This window comes from Desulforhopalus sp. IMCC35007 (assembly GCF_005116575.1).
In the GTDB taxonomy this organism is placed as follows: Bacteria; Desulfobacterota; Desulfobulbia; order Desulfobulbales; family Desulfocapsaceae; genus Desulforhopalus_A.
On the sequence record NZ_SWCN01000009.1, the window covers coordinates 87,352 to 101,281 of the forward strand.

The following is a 13,930-nucleotide window of genomic DNA, read 5'->3' on the forward strand; positions in this document are numbered from 1 at the left end:
GAACCACATCTTATCATGTTATACCGCCCTGCTCCTCTGGCATTTTTCTACAAATCCCCGGGCCCACTCCGGTGTTCCTTCGGCGTGGACGTGGGTATAGAGGGCAAAAACATTTTTATAGGTCACTCCATCTCTCCCTTCCACAAATCCTGTTCCACGTGACATTTTTACAACGAGCTGATCGTCTGCCCCGCGCCATTTCACGACTTTGGAGTAGCGGAATTCATGTCCCTTAACCACAGTCCCGACTGGATAGAAACCATTTTCCCGATCAACTTCAAAGATCGAGTAGCCATGGGCCTGGGGTTTTTTACTCATCTCGAACTGGACCGGAAAAATTCCGACCAGAGGGTATGTTTTTCCCGCTAGAACTATTGATTCCCCAAGATAAATTAAGCCCCCACATTCAGCATAAATGGGTAAACCTTTATCAGCAGCCTCTTTTACAGACCTGCGAAAGCTCTCGTTGGCAGCCAGTTCTTTTGCTCCGGTTTCAGGAAAGCCACCACCTATATACAAACCATCAAGATCCGGCAGACAACTATCCTGCATGGCGTTAATATACAACAACTCAGCACCTTCTTTTTCAAGGGCTTCAAGGTTTTCTGAATAATAAAACTGAAACGCCGCATCCTGCAACACACCGATCCTGAGGCTCTGTTTCCCATGAGCCTGTACAGTGTAAGGCTCCTGAGAAGCGGATAGTGGAAGTGGTTCCATGATTTCTTTTATTTTTTCAAGATCCAGATTCTCAACAATGAGATCCACCAGAAAATCAAGGGCACCGGTGCTATCATTATATTCCTGATGCGGCACCATCCCTAAATGGCGCATGGGGAAAATATCCATCTTCAGCCGCGGGATGGAACCAATAACCGGAAGTCCTGTATACTTTTCCACGGACTCTGTAACAAGCCGCCGCTGTCTGGAGTTTGCTATCTGGTTGAGGATTACCCCTGCTATCTTGATTCTCGGATCGAACATTTGGCAGCCAAGAACCATGGCCGCAACAGTCCGGGTTGTCTTGGTGCAGTTTACCACGAGGATGACAGGCAGATTAAGGGTATGCGCAAGTTCGGCTGTTGAATAGCCCCCTTCGACATTTACGCCGTCATAGAGACCACGATTTCCCTCCACTATGACATAATCTGCCCCAACCGAACGACGGCTAAATGATTCTTCAATCGCCTGCCGGCTCATGAAATAGGGGTCAAGATTATAACATTTGCTGCCTGCGGCGAGTTGCAGCCAGCCGGCATCAATGTAGTCCGGGCCTTTTTTAAAGGGCACGACTGTACTTCCTCCCCGTCTCAAGGCCGCCGTTATTCCTACGGAAACGACACTCTTTCCCGACCCACCTGCAAGCCCGGCTATCACCAATCCTTTTGCCTGATTCATCAAAATTTCCTTTTCAACACGACGGTTTCGCTTCACATTGCGCGCCTGGCAAAACCAGCTGCAATCTAAAAAGTAAACCTCTTCCTTTTCAACCGGCCTTTACTGGACCACCCGCTCATGCGCGTCTATTCCATACTTGAACCAGGCTTTTCTATATAGATTATTGAGGGCATCTTCGAGCAAACAGCGATATTTTTCTAATTCTTCAGCGCTGACTTTGTTGGGTAGATAAATAGGCTCACCAAAATATATATCGACATGAGCAAAGGGCTTTGGCACAAGTGTCTTATCCCAGGAATTTATCGTAAAATACTTTGAGGCAGACCATACCATAGGCACAATAGGCCGTCCTGTTTTCGAGGCAACCAGGAGGGCTCCCGGCTGTGCTATTCGAGCCGGCCCCTGGGAACCATCAGCAACCACAGCGCCATTGTCACCTGATTTTACCGCTCGTAACATGTTTTTCAAAGCCTCAGATCCCTTATGGTTTCTGGAACCACGCACCGAGTTATAACCAAACTCTTTTGCCAGCCGAGCGATATATTCACCATCGGAGCTCGCACTGACCATGACAGTTGCAGGATAATTGCGTAAATAATAGAGGATATAAATAATAGAATAATGCCAGAAAGAGGCAAGAACATTCTCATTTTCAGCCCTGCCCGACGGCAGATTCTCATCATTATGGGCTGTAACCCTACAGGTGCCAAACCACAGTCTCATAAGCCAGAATAAAAGCTTTGGAACAATTTGCAATAAAAGGCGGTTTACAGCATCACTTCTCATCCTATTTCAATCTCCAATAGTCGCATCTTTTTGATACGATCCCGCAATTCAGCGGCCTTTTCAAAAGCCAGTTCTTTGGCTGCCTGGTGCATCTCTTTTTCCAGTTTACCGATTTCTTTTTCCAGATCTTTTACTGAGCTAAAATACGGCATTTCTTCGGCCGCCTGCAAAAGCCCCTCTCCAAAGTCATCAGCGACATAACCCGAATTATGTAAATGCTGTTGCATGGTATCTTTGACAGCGGAAATGATAGTTTTCGGCAGAATACCATGTTTACGATTATAGTCTTTCTGGATCGCTCTTCTGCGCTCCGTTTCCTCAATAGTATAACGCATGGAACCGGTAATCGTATCGGCGTACATGATAACCAACCCTTCACTGTTTCGGGCTGCCCGGCCACAGGTCTGTACCAGAGATCGCTCAGAGCGGAGAAAACCTTCCTTATCCGCATCGAGAATCGCAACCAGTGACACTTCTGGAATATCAAGTCCTTCTCTCAGCAGGTTTATGCCTATGAGAACATTATAGTCGCCCTTGCGCAGATCACGAATAAGTTCAATTCGCTCGAGTGTTTTGATGTCGGAATGCAGATACCTCACCTTGATGTCAAGGTTCTCATAGTAATCGGTAAGGTCTTCAGCCATCCTCTTGGTAAGGGTCGTCACCAGGACGGCCTCTCCACGGTCCGACCGGATACGGATCTCTTCGAGAAGATCATCAACCTGGGTGGTCGCCGGTCGAACTTCAATTTTAGGGTCGAGCAGGCCGGTTGGTCGAATCACCTGTTCAACGACTTTCCCTTTGGTCTGCTCAAGTTCATAGGGACCGGGAGTGGCAGATACATAGATAACCTGATTGATTCGCTGAGTAAACTCATCAAAGCGTAATGGGCGGTTATCCAGAGCCGACGGCAAACGAAAACCAAAATCAACCAAGGTCTGTTTCCGTGAGCGATCTCCATTGTACATGCCATTCAACTGGCCGATACCAATATGACTCTCATCTATAAACAGGAGAAAATCCTCAGCAAAATAATCAAGCAGATTTGGAGGCGGGGCTCCAGAAGGTTTTCCTGTGAGATGGCGACTATAATTTTCAATTCCTGTGCAATAGCCAAGCTCCTGTATCATCTCGAGGTCAAACAAGGTCCGCTGATCGAGTCGTTGCGCTTCAACGAGTCTGTTTTCAGTATAAAACGTCTCAAGTCTTTCGGACAGTTCTACCTTTATTGCATCCGTTGCTTTTTGCAATCTGTCTTTTGAGGTGACAAAGTGGCTACCCGGAAAAACAGTGTACTCCTCAAGCCTTTCGTAAACTACACCCCTCAGCGGATCAATGACGGTTATACTTTCCAGGGTGTCGCCGAAAAATTCAACGCGAATAGCCCTGTCTTCTTCATGTACCGGAAAAATATCCAGCACGTCACCACGAACCCTGAAGGTACCACGATGAAAAGAGATGTCATTTCTCTCATACTGCATAAAGACAAGCCTGCGCTGTATCTCTTCTGTTGGATAATCCTCATCGGTTTTCAGAAAAAGATGCATGTTCTTATACTCGTCTGGAGAGCCCAGACCATAGATACAGGAAACAGAGGCGACAATCAGAACATCTCTTCTGGTGAGTAAAGAACGGGTGGCAGAATGGCGTAACTTATCAATCGCATCGTTGATGGATGAGTCTTTTTCTATATAGCTGTCTGACTGAGGAATATAGGCTTCCGGCTGATAATAATCATAATAAGAAACAAAATACTCCACCGCATTATCGGGAAAAAGTTCCTTAAACTCACTGAATAATTGGGCAGCCAGAGTTTTATTGGGTGCTATGACAAGGCTTGGCCTTTGGACCTGCTGGATAACATTTGCCATGGTAAAGGTCTTGCCAGACCCTGTAACACCCAGTAATACCTGGCTCTTGTCACCTCTCAACACCCCATCCACCAGGGCCTTCACCGCCACGGGCTGATCCCCGGAGAGTTCATATTTTGATTTGAGAGTAAAGACTTTTTCCATGAAGTGTATAACCTGATGAGCTGAGATAGAAATGGAGAGGCATACTACCAGATCTGAGATTGAATATCCAGCCTGCGATAGCCCCCGACAAGGGAGAAAACTCTGGCAACAAAAAGATGATGAATGAGAAAGGGAAACCATCAAACGATGGGTATATGGATAAAAAAGGTGGAACCTTCGACACTTACACTGGAAAAAGTAATTTTACCTCCTATACTTTTCATTGTACCGTAGGCAACAGACAGTCCGAGCCCCGCCCCCTCCACCTGGGGTTTGGTTGAAAAAAACGGTTCAAATACAAGCTCCTGTAGCTCCTTTTCAATCCCCTGTCCGGTATCTTTTATACCGATTATCATCCAATTCCCGTCCAGTTGCCCCGAGATATGCAAATGACCACCGGACCGTTCCATCGCCTCAATACTATTGAGCACAATATTTCGAATCACAAGGGTAAGCTTATTTTTACTGACCTGAAACTGCGATGCACGCTCCTCCAATTCCACAGTGCAGTGTATTCCTTCAGATTGCAGCAAAAGGCGTATCTCTCCCAGCACCGAATCGATAACGGAGTATATATCAACGATGAGATCAGGGCTCTTCGACTCAAAGTAGACTTCCTGGAATTCACGAACCATGGTTCTCATCTTTTCACATTCTACACTGGCGAGATGCAAGAGCACCTTATCATCTTCCTCAAGAACCAGACGCTCTGAGAGATCTTTAATGACAGCACGTACACCAAAAAGAGGATTTCCAAACTCATGGGCAAAGCTTGCAGACAGACGATTTACCGCTTCCATCTTCTTGGTATTGATGAGTTCGTCCTGCAAGGCGGTTTCATAGGAAACCTCTTTGTATATCCCAATGATGTTTACTATCCTGCCCCTGTCGTCAAACACAGGAGAGATAATACAAAAAAGCTGTACTGAGCCCCATTTCGACTTGGCCCGGACAACACCTTCCCATTTATTGCCGCTACGTAACTGTTTATCAAAGTTTCTGACGGAAAAATCAGTTCCACCAGAGAGGTTGACAAAAGTGAGCAACGATCTCCCCAGTATCTCGTCTCTTGTAAATCCGGACCAGCGCACCGTGCTTTGATTGACATATTCTATGCGTTTTTTGGCATCAGCAATAATCACCATGAGCGGCGACTGCTCCACAGCTTGATTCAGAAGCTCGTGTTCATGCAGCAATTGTCGTTTTTCACTGTTATCCTCTATGAAAATTATGGCACCGGAGACTTTTTCCACCTGAAAAACAGGGTAGGAACGAATAGAAACCGGAATGATCTTTTGCGGTGAGAGAACAAGATACCCTTCATCACTTTGCCTGCTACTTCCAAGTTCCATGGAAGCAGAGACAATATTTGATTGATAGTCTTTATGATCAGAATGGATCTGATGGGTAAAAAGAGTATCAACATGTTGCCCGACCACCCCATTATAGTCTGATTTCTCAAGCACTTTAATGGCCGCATCGTTGGCAAAAGAACAAAAACCCAGCCTGTCGATACCGATGATGGCCTCCTTGGTGGCGTCAAAAAACTGAAGAAGACGCTCTTCGTTCTCTTCAAACAACTTAAGGGCAATCCTCGCCTTATCGCGCATGGCGTTAAGGCCTGTAACCATCATATCTAGTTCATCTGCCTCTGACTTTTTTCTTCTCTGCAGCGCAATAGGTTCCGGGCGCCTGGTGATGTCCTCAAGGCGTATCTGGCGAGCAATTTCTTCCAGATGCCTGGTGACCAGATACTGAAACATAAGAAAAACAAAGCCCGCTACGATGAAAATCTTGACACCATTGGACACAAGAGTCTGGATAAATTTATGAAAAATATATTCTCGCACCGGGGTGATGTCTGTGGCCACCGTCAACACACCAGCATTCAACTCCTTTTGTCGGTTAATCCAAAAAGGTTGATTTGAGACAAGCCCATGCTCCAGATTACGGTTCCCTCTCTCCCAGAAGACCTGATCGTCAACAATCACCGCTGCGTAGGCAATTGGAGCTAAATCCATGATTCTTTTTAAAACATTGTTTACAGACTGGCTGTCACCTTGCAAAACAAGACGGTTGAGTTCAGGTACGTGTTTCTCTGTAACCTGACCAAGCCTGCTTGAAATTCTATCAAGTGAGTCGTGATAATCGAAATAGAGCTGCGCCACAGCAGTGAGAAGGGTAAGCGACGAGCTTACCACGACAAGCCAGAATACAAGCTTGCCCGCTATTCTGTTTACTCTTTTTCCATTCATGATGGGCAAAAAGGTATTTAAGGAGTGCGGAGACCACTCATGGAGGTCCCCGGATTAACCGACTGAAAAGGGCATACTCAACGTTAATCTATTCTAGACGAATAAGATAATATGACAAGTTGATACTACTCCCTAGTACAGGGTGGGTACATATACCCATATCAAACAATTGTCTACACCCTATTTTCAGGGCCAGTCAGGCAAACACTACTTACACAATTCCCAGTAAATGCAATCTTTGGGGCAATTTTTCATTGCCTCTTCCACCAGATCTTCCGGATACTCATGCAATTCAACCACCTCCATTATGCCCATCGCAGAATTAAATCGAAACACCTTGGGAGCAATTTCGATGCACCCTCTACAATCACTGCAGCGGCTGAGATCAATGACAGGAAATTGAATCTGTTTTTTTGCAACACACATAATAGTACCCTTTTAAAATAATCCCATGGAAGTCTATATACTATTCCAGTGTAGAATTTATTTACAGCATTTTTCCGTTCATTGAATATAGTAATCATTCCTGAAATATTGGTTCCAGGATTATATCTATTCCTGAATCCTTTTATTGTAATAGTTTTTACTGTCCATTATGATAGATGGTAAATTTTATTTTTTATGAACTGATGTCGTGATAACAGTTGTTTACTGATAGCGACAAACACGCAAATACGCAGAAACATACCAAACTACTGGAGTCTAGAATGAGTAAGAACGAATTAGCAAAAGGCATTCACTGGGTTGGAGCCGTTGACTGGGATATCAGAGATTTCCACGGTTACTCCACCTATAAAGGTACAACTTATAATGCTTTTCTAGTTATTGATGAGAAGGTAACTCTTTTTGATACCGTCAAACACTCTCACAAGGGAGAATTATTACGCAACATCCGCGCCATAATTGATCCTGAAAAAATTGATTACATCGTTGTCAATCATGTTGAAATGGACCATTCCGGCAGTCTTCCCGAACTGGTTGAGTTGATAAAACCGGAAAAGGTTTTTTGTTCTCCAATGGGGCAAAAGGCTATACTTGATCATTTTCACAGGCCCGACTGGCCCTTTGAAGTTGTAAAATCCGGTGATGAGGTTTCTCTGGGTAAGCGTACCGTACAGTTCATCGAGACAAGAATGCTACACTGGCCGGACTCCATGTTCAGTTTCTTAAAAGAGGACGGAATTCTCTTTTCCAGTGATGCCTTCGGACAACATCTGGCGAGCAGTGAGCGTTTTGATGATGAAGTCGATCTCTCGGAAGTTATGAAAGAGAGCGCCAAATATTATGCAAACATCCTGTATCTTTTTGCACCACTTATCCAGAAATTACTGGCCTCGGTCGCTGAAATGAATCTGAACATCAAGATGATCGCCCCAGACCACGGGGTCATCTGGCGGACACACCAGAGTGAAATCCTTGCTGCCTATGACAAATGGAGTCGTGCCGAATCCGACAAAAAAGCACTGGTTATTTATGACTCCATGTGGCACTCCACTGAAGAGATGGCCCATGCGGTCAGCGATGGTCTGCTGGACGCCGGAGTAAGTACCAACTTGGTCAACCTCCAGGTACACCACAGAAGTGATGTTATGACCCAGGTTCTTGGTGCAAAAGCAGTTGTGCTCGGATCATCAACGCTCAACAACGGGCTCCTTCCGCGGATGGCTGGATTCCTCATGTACATGAGAGGCCTTAAACCCACCAATAAAATAGGTGCAACCTTTGGTTCCTTTGGCTGGAGCGGTGAGGCTGTCAGTCTGATGAATAAAGCTCTTGAAGAGATGAAAATAAATGTCATTGAGGACGGCATGAAGGTAAAATATGTCCCGGATGAGGAAAAACTTGAAGAGTGTCGGGAGATGGGTAGAAGAATAGGCAAGGCCGTTTGTGATAGTTTTGACAAATAAAAGCAGGTAGGCATGCAACGCATATCTCAACACAACATATTGCTTGGCGGAGAATCATTTGCGCATTGCAGCCAGCAGGTTCATAAGTTTTTTGACCTGACCTCTCTTGTTATCTACGACTGTATAGAGATTCGGGAGCAGCAATCTGCTTCCGGTCTCGATACAGATTTCAGGTCCATCATCTACAGTGCAGAGCAGAAAAACAGAGAGACGGTACAGCGTCTCATTGCTGAGATAAGCCAATCAGGAATCACCGAGGTTTCTGATCTTATCAATATCAAGCAGGGCTATTTAAGTAAAACTTTTCACATTCTCAGCCATTTCCTTGATGGTTTTATAGGAGTAGACTCCTACTTTTATAATCTATTGGATGACAGCCACTGGCTTTCCCCTGAGACATCCCAACTCATAGAAAAAAAACCGGAACACTACTGGCTCTTGCATGTCGATGGCTATTCAACCACACCTGAAGAAGCAGGCCTGCTCCACACTTAAATACTGAAATCGCACCTGGAAAAATCAGGCGTCATGAACAATAAAAACTGGGTTATGTGCAAAGGATCAAAACGACAATGCGATGGGCGACACTTTTTACTACAACGGAAGATATCTCGGCTGCAAACGCAAAAGAATTCATTGAGGCCAGTCCTCAAACTTCATTTCAACTCGTTGATGTCCGTCAGCCAAAGGAATATCTGGAACAGCATATTCCCGGCGCGATACTGCTTCCCCTCAACGAGCTGAGAGACCGGATCAATGAACTGAGACACGACCTTCCTACCATTGTATACTGCCGCTCGGGAGTCAGATCAAAAGCAGGCTGCCAGCTCCTTCAGGATAATAGTTTTACAGAGGTTCTCAATCTTCAGGGTGGCATTTTAAAGTGGAACGGAGCAACGGCCTTTGGTGGTGAAGATTTTGGCCTGGATTTCTTTCTTCAGGGAACCTATGCCAATGGATTTGAATTTGCGTATCACCTGGAAAAAGGTTTACAGCAGTTTTATCTCCTGCTCTCTAAAAACGCCAGCTCAGAAAAGGTAGCTGAACTTCTCTTGAAAATGGCGAAGATAGAGGATGGACATATGGCAGCTCTCATAGCCCAGAGTAAAAATGCGGGCATGGAAATTAATATTTCTACTCATAACTCAGAAATAGTTGAAGGCGGTCTGTCCCTTGAACGACTGCACAGTGCCTTTGGGGACAATCTTAAGGATGCGAAATCCGTTGTCCAGCTTGCCATGATGTTTGAATCCCAGTCCTGGGATCTGTACAGCAGACTTGCGAGAAAAAGCCAGGATAGCGATGATAGGAATTTTTATTACAAAATAGCCGGCGAAGAACGGAAACATCTTGACAAACTAACAGCGGAATTGGACGATTTACTGTAATACTAGTTATTCATCGATAGAGAAAATAACTGTCTTATCCAGAGCATAAACGAATGATGGAGGAAAAAGAAAATGTCTGTATTTACTTATAATGCCCTCGAACTCTACTCATGGCTGACCGAAAAAGCGGATATCATCGTTCTTGATGTCCGTAATAAAGTCGACTTTGGACGATTTAAGGTCGAATCACCCTATCCGCTTACAATGCTCAATATCTCCTATTTCGATTTTATGGAGATTGAGGATGAATGTGTACAACAGATTCCAAGGGATAAGCCCATCCGTGTCGTCTGCGCAAAAGAGGGATCCGCTCTGTATGTTTCTGAAATACTCGACAAACACGGTTTTGCAGATGTTGGCTATCTTGAAGGTGGGATTAAGACCTGGGGAAACCTGCTGGTTCCTAAACTGCTCTCCCCTGAAGAAAGTTATGAATTATATCAGTTTATCCGCCCAGGAAAGGCTTCCTGTTCCTATGGCCTGAAAGCTGCAAATGAACTCATGCTTTTTGACCCCAGCAGGAATACCAGCTTTTATCTTGATTTTGCAAAAGAGCATGATTGCAAGATTGTTAAAACCTTTGAGACACACCTTCAGGCGGATTACATCGCAGGTAGCCGGATCATCAGCGAGACAACTGGAGCCGAATTCATGGCAAATGAGAATGATTTTAAGGGTGCAAAAATCAAATATACCGCCCTTGAGGACAAAAAGAGCTACACCTTTTCAACCTCGGGGCCCGAAGTACAGTGCATCTTCACCCCAGGTCATACTCCCGGATCAACCAGCTTTCTCATTGATGGGAAATATATGATTACCGGAGATATTATTTTCATTCAATCCGTCGGACGCCCCGATCTTGGCGGTCAGGTCAAGGCCTGGTCAGACGCTCTGTTTGATACCCTCCAGTATCTCAAAACCTATCCCGATAATATTCTGGTGCTCCCAGGGCACTATATGGATTGGAGTGAGGCGAACACCGATCTCAATTTCTGTGCGACACTTGGTGAGACCAGAGAATTCAACAAAGCCATCTATGCCCTGCGTAATAAAAAAGAGTTCCTGGCCTTTATTGAAGGTAACATGAGAAAACAGCCGGATGAATATGCCACCATCCGCAAAATAAACGCCAATCTCGAGCAAGCTGAAGACGACAAGGCAGAAGAGCTTGATCTTGGCAAAAATGAATGTGCTGCTACCGCATACGCCGCCCAGCAGGCATCTGCTGCTGCGTAGCACCTCTATTGATGGTAACAATATATGCCGACTACGGGGATGAACCCGAAGATGAGTTCATCCCCCTGCCCGCGTCCCTTGCCTGCGCCTATTATGACCTGGAAATGGACAGCGTTGAAGATGATATTATCTTCTATAATTCCCGCCTTCCTCAGCAGGCCCGTATAGTGGAACTGGGTTGCGGTTCCGCCAGGGTCGGCAGTAAACTCTTAGGCGACGGACGACGCGTTATCGGTCTCGACATTTCGATCGATATGCTGAGAAAAGCCAGAGACCGCAACCTCCCCGGCCTACAGGTTGTGGGTATGGATATGACCGGGTTTGCCTTTAACAGCAGTTTTGACGCGGTTATCATTCCCTACAACAGCTTAAATCTGTTAATCGAAAAACAACACATTAAACAATGCCTTACTGCCTGCAGACAACACCTGCAGCCAAATGGCCTCTTCATTGCCCAGATTTTTGTACCCACGCAAGAATTTATCAGTCAGGGCAAAAAATCCTTTCAATTTCAAATCCATGAGATGAAACCTGATGGGCGTCTTATCAAGGAAATACTCAAAGAGTATCAAGCAGAGTCGCAGACCATAATCGTAGAAGAAAGATATAGAGTTCGACCAGCAGGCAACAATGCTGGTCCCGCAGATTATAACAATATCTACAGAGTGGGGGCCCTCCTGGCCAATGACTGGCTGCAACTTATTGCGGAAAGCGGCTTCAGTGTAAAAAACTGTTACGAAGACTTCTCCTGTACGCCTTTTGGTACTACAGATTCCTCCCGCCTTCTTGTTGAGGCCGTCAGCGACAGTAAATAATTATTCTCATTTTTTTATTTTTTATTTCATTCTTGACCTAGATCAAAGGTATCAAGATGCTGAGGGTGTAGTATCTTCTCTAGTGACAGGCTGAACATATCGCTGTCGCTGTAGAAACAAGCATTTCATACCAAACGGTATATTTAAAATACAAATTCAAATCAGGAGGTTTCCATGTTTTGTAATCAATGTGAACAAACAGCCAAAGGCCAGGGTTGTACCATAATGGGTGTCTGCGGTAAATCTGGGGATGTCGCTGCACTTCAGGATCTACTCACCTATGCGGTCCAGGGATTATCCCTTGTTGCCGTTGAAGGACGCAAGGTCAATGTTGTGGATAAGGATGTTGACCACTTCGTCCTTCAGGCTATTTTTGCCTGTCTGACAAATGTCGACTTCGACCCTCTGCGCTTCCAAAACTGGATAACGGCCTGTGTGAAACACCGCGAAGCCCTCAAGGCAAAAGTGAAAGCTGCTGGCGGCAATGTTACATTTTCCTCTCCTGCCGCAAGCTATACCCCTGCAGGCTCGATTGCAGAACTCGTGGCCCAGGGCGAAGCTCTTGACTTCATGCAAAAGCTCGATGAAAACGAAGACCTTCGTTCCCTCAAGCAAATCACCGTATATGGCCTGAGAGGACTTGCCGCCTATGCCGACCACGCTTCTATCCTCGGTAAAGAAGATGAATCCATTTATGTTTACATCCACGAGACCATGGCTGAACTCACCAGAAGCGGTCAGGATCTTGGCGCACTTGTGGCACTTGTACTAAAGTGTGGAGAAGTCAACATCAAGGCAATGGAACTTCTGGACGCAGGTAATACCGAGGCGTACGGACATCCTGTTCCAACAGAAGTACCACTTGGCGCAAAAACCGGAAAAGCAATTCTGATCACAGGTCATGACCTCAGAGACCTTGAACTGCTCCTCAAACAGACCGAAGGCAAAGGTATCAATATCTATACCCATGGTGAGATGCTCCCATGCCACGGCTACCCTGAACTGAAAAAATACAGCCACTTTTACGGCCACTTCGGTACTGCATGGCAGAATCAGGCTAAGGAATTCCCAGAATTCCCAGGAGCCATCCTCTTTACAACCAACTGTATCCAAAAACCTGCGGATTCCTATAAGGCAAACGTCTTCACCACCGGCCTTGTCGGCTGGCCTGATCTCGTCCATATTGGCGACGACAAGGATTTCAGCCCTGTCATTGAGCGTGCTCTTGCTCTTCCAGGGTTCACCGAAGATACAGACAAAGGCAGCGTTCTCTGCGGCTTTGCCCGCAATACTGTTTTAGGTGTCGCCGACAAAGTGATTGATGCGGTCAAAAGTAAGGCGATCCGACATTTCTTTCTTGTCGGCGGCTGTGACGGTGCCAAACCCGGTCGGAACTACTACACCGATTTTGTTGAACAGGTACCTCAAGACTGTATGGTCCTCACTCTTGCCTGTGGTAAATTCCGTTTCTTTGACAAAAAACTCGGTGACATTGGAGGAATCCCAAGACTTCTTGATGTGGGACAGTGCAACGATGCATACTCAGCGATTCAAATTGCAGTCGCCCTGGCCGGTGCATTCGAGTGTGGCGTCAACGACCTGCCTCTATCCATGGTCCTTTCATGGTACGAACAAAAGGCTGTGGTTATCCTGTTGAGCCTCTTTAGTCTAGGCATCAAAGACATTCGTCTTGGACCCTCCCTCCCTGCATTCATTTCACCAAATGTGCTCAATGTCCTCGTTGAAAATTTTGACTGCAAACCAATTGCCGCAACGGCAAAGGAAGATCTTGAGACAATCCTTGCGTAGTTAGTTTTTCAACAGTCGTTTTATATTAAAAAGGCCTGGTATCATCCGATACCAGGCCTTTTCCTTTTTGATTTCATTTTTTATCAAATGCCGAAGATATTCTTCGCTATACAAAATTCTCTAAAACCTCCCCCTTCTCCCTTTTTCACCAATCACCTTTGACTAACACCTAAGCTTATCCACAATAAAGACTATAAAATTTACAGAACTTGACCCAAATCAAAGAAAAAGCCCGAAAATAGACTATTATAGACACAGTACACAATAACAGACAACAAATACGGAAGAAGGGTATTGCCAGAAATGCAAACCAGTCGCCGA

General features: G+C 45.5%; 11 protein-coding genes. 6 read left to right on the forward strand and 5 right to left on the reverse strand.

Annotated elements, in window-relative coordinates:
• Nucleotides 1-18: 18 nt before the first annotated feature.
• The 5 genes from FCL48_RS11305 to FCL48_RS11325 form a co-directional block, all read right to left on the reverse strand.
• Nucleotides 19-1,398 carry a cobyrinate a,c-diamide synthase gene (locus FCL48_RS11305; RefSeq protein WP_136872390.1) on the reverse strand — a complete coding sequence of 460 codons (1,380 nt, stop codon included), beginning with the start codon at nt 1,396-1,398 and terminating at the stop codon, nt 19-21.
• Nucleotides 1,399-1,497: 99 nt separating this feature from the next.
• Nucleotides 1,498-2,184, reverse strand: a complete 687-nt coding sequence (locus tag FCL48_RS11310; protein ID WP_136872391.1) for a lysophospholipid acyltransferase family protein — start codon at nt 2,182-2,184, stop codon at nt 1,498-1,500.
• Nucleotides 2,181-4,199: an excinuclease ABC subunit UvrB gene (gene uvrB / locus FCL48_RS11315; RefSeq protein WP_136872392.1), complete on the reverse strand. Its 2,019-nt coding sequence runs from the start codon at nt 4,197-4,199 to the stop codon at nt 2,181-2,183. The genes FCL48_RS11310 and uvrB overlap by 4 nt, the downstream gene beginning before the upstream one ends.
• Before the next feature lie 140 nt (nt 4,200-4,339).
• Nucleotides 4,340-6,454, reverse strand: coding sequence for an ATP-binding protein (locus tag FCL48_RS11320; RefSeq protein ID WP_136872393.1), 2,115 nt, complete (start codon nt 6,452-6,454; stop codon nt 4,340-4,342).
• A gap of 207 nt (nt 6,455-6,661) precedes the next feature.
• Nucleotides 6,662-6,880 (reverse strand): ferredoxin, encoded by a 219-nt coding sequence (locus FCL48_RS11325; protein WP_136872394.1) that lies wholly within the window; start codon nt 6,878-6,880, stop codon nt 6,662-6,664.
• 281 nt (nt 6,881-7,161) lie between these two features.
• Between FCL48_RS11325 and FCL48_RS11330 the strand changes: the two genes are divergently transcribed.
• From FCL48_RS11330 to hcp, 6 genes are all read left to right on the forward strand, one after another.
• Nucleotides 7,162-8,361: an FprA family A-type flavoprotein gene (locus FCL48_RS11330; RefSeq protein WP_136872395.1), complete on the forward strand. Its 1,200-nt coding sequence runs from the start codon at nt 7,162-7,164 to the stop codon at nt 8,359-8,361.
• A gap of 12 nt (nt 8,362-8,373) precedes the next feature.
• On the forward strand, nt 8,374-8,856 hold the full coding sequence (locus FCL48_RS11335) for a hypothetical protein (protein ID WP_136872396.1): 483 nt from the start codon (nt 8,374-8,376) through the stop codon (nt 8,854-8,856).
• A 77-nt stretch (nt 8,857-8,933) separates the two neighbouring features.
• Nucleotides 8,934-9,749, forward strand: coding sequence for a rhodanese-like domain-containing protein (locus FCL48_RS11340; protein ID WP_136872397.1), 816 nt, complete (start codon nt 8,934-8,936; stop codon nt 9,747-9,749).
• A 72-nt stretch (nt 9,750-9,821) separates the two neighbouring features.
• Nucleotides 9,822-10,985, forward strand: coding sequence for an MBL fold metallo-hydrolase (locus tag FCL48_RS11345; RefSeq protein ID WP_136872398.1), 1,164 nt, complete (start codon nt 9,822-9,824; stop codon nt 10,983-10,985).
• Between the two features lie 11 nt (nt 10,986-10,996).
• The gene (locus FCL48_RS11350; RefSeq protein ID WP_169309190.1) at nt 10,997-11,800 is read left to right on the forward strand and encodes a trans-aconitate 2-methyltransferase; all 804 of its coding nucleotides are present in this window, start codon (nt 10,997-10,999) and stop codon (nt 11,798-11,800) included.
• 174 nt (nt 11,801-11,974) lie between these two features.
• Complete coding sequence (gene hcp / locus FCL48_RS11355) at nt 11,975-13,609, forward strand: hydroxylamine reductase (RefSeq protein ID WP_136872400.1); 1,635 nt, start codon at nt 11,975-11,977, stop codon at nt 13,607-13,609.
• The last annotated feature ends 321 nt before the right edge of the window (nt 13,610-13,930 follow it).

Coding starts and splice junctions, on each gene's coding strand:
- FCL48_RS11305 (WP_136872390.1), bottom strand. CDS start 1,398: ATGAATCAGGCAAAAGGATTGGTGATAGCCGGGCTTGCAGGTGGGTCG.
- FCL48_RS11310 (WP_136872391.1), bottom strand. CDS start 2,184: ATGAGAAGTGATGCTGTAAACCGCCTTTTATTGCAAATTGTTCCAAAG.
- uvrB (WP_136872392.1), bottom strand. CDS start 4,199: ATGGAAAAAGTCTTTACTCTCAAATCAAAATATGAACTCTCCGGGGAT.
- FCL48_RS11320 (WP_136872393.1), bottom strand. CDS start 6,454: ATGAATGGAAAAAGAGTAAACAGAATAGCGGGCAAGCTTGTATTCTGG.
- FCL48_RS11325 (WP_136872394.1), bottom strand. CDS start 6,880: ATGTGTGTTGCAAAAAAACAGATTCAATTTCCTGTCATTGATCTCAGC.
- FCL48_RS11330 (WP_136872395.1), top strand. CDS start 7,162: ATGAGTAAGAACGAATTAGCAAAAGGCATTCACTGGGTTGGAGCCGTT.
- FCL48_RS11335 (WP_136872396.1), top strand. CDS start 8,374: ATGCAACGCATATCTCAACACAACATATTGCTTGGCGGAGAATCATTT.
- FCL48_RS11340 (WP_136872397.1), top strand. CDS start 8,934: ATGCGATGGGCGACACTTTTTACTACAACGGAAGATATCTCGGCTGCA.
- FCL48_RS11345 (WP_136872398.1), top strand. CDS start 9,822: ATGTCTGTATTTACTTATAATGCCCTCGAACTCTACTCATGGCTGACC.
- FCL48_RS11350 (WP_169309190.1), top strand. CDS start 10,997: ATGGTAACAATATATGCCGACTACGGGGATGAACCCGAAGATGAGTTC.
- hcp (WP_136872400.1), top strand. CDS start 11,975: ATGTTTTGTAATCAATGTGAACAAACAGCCAAAGGCCAGGGTTGTACC.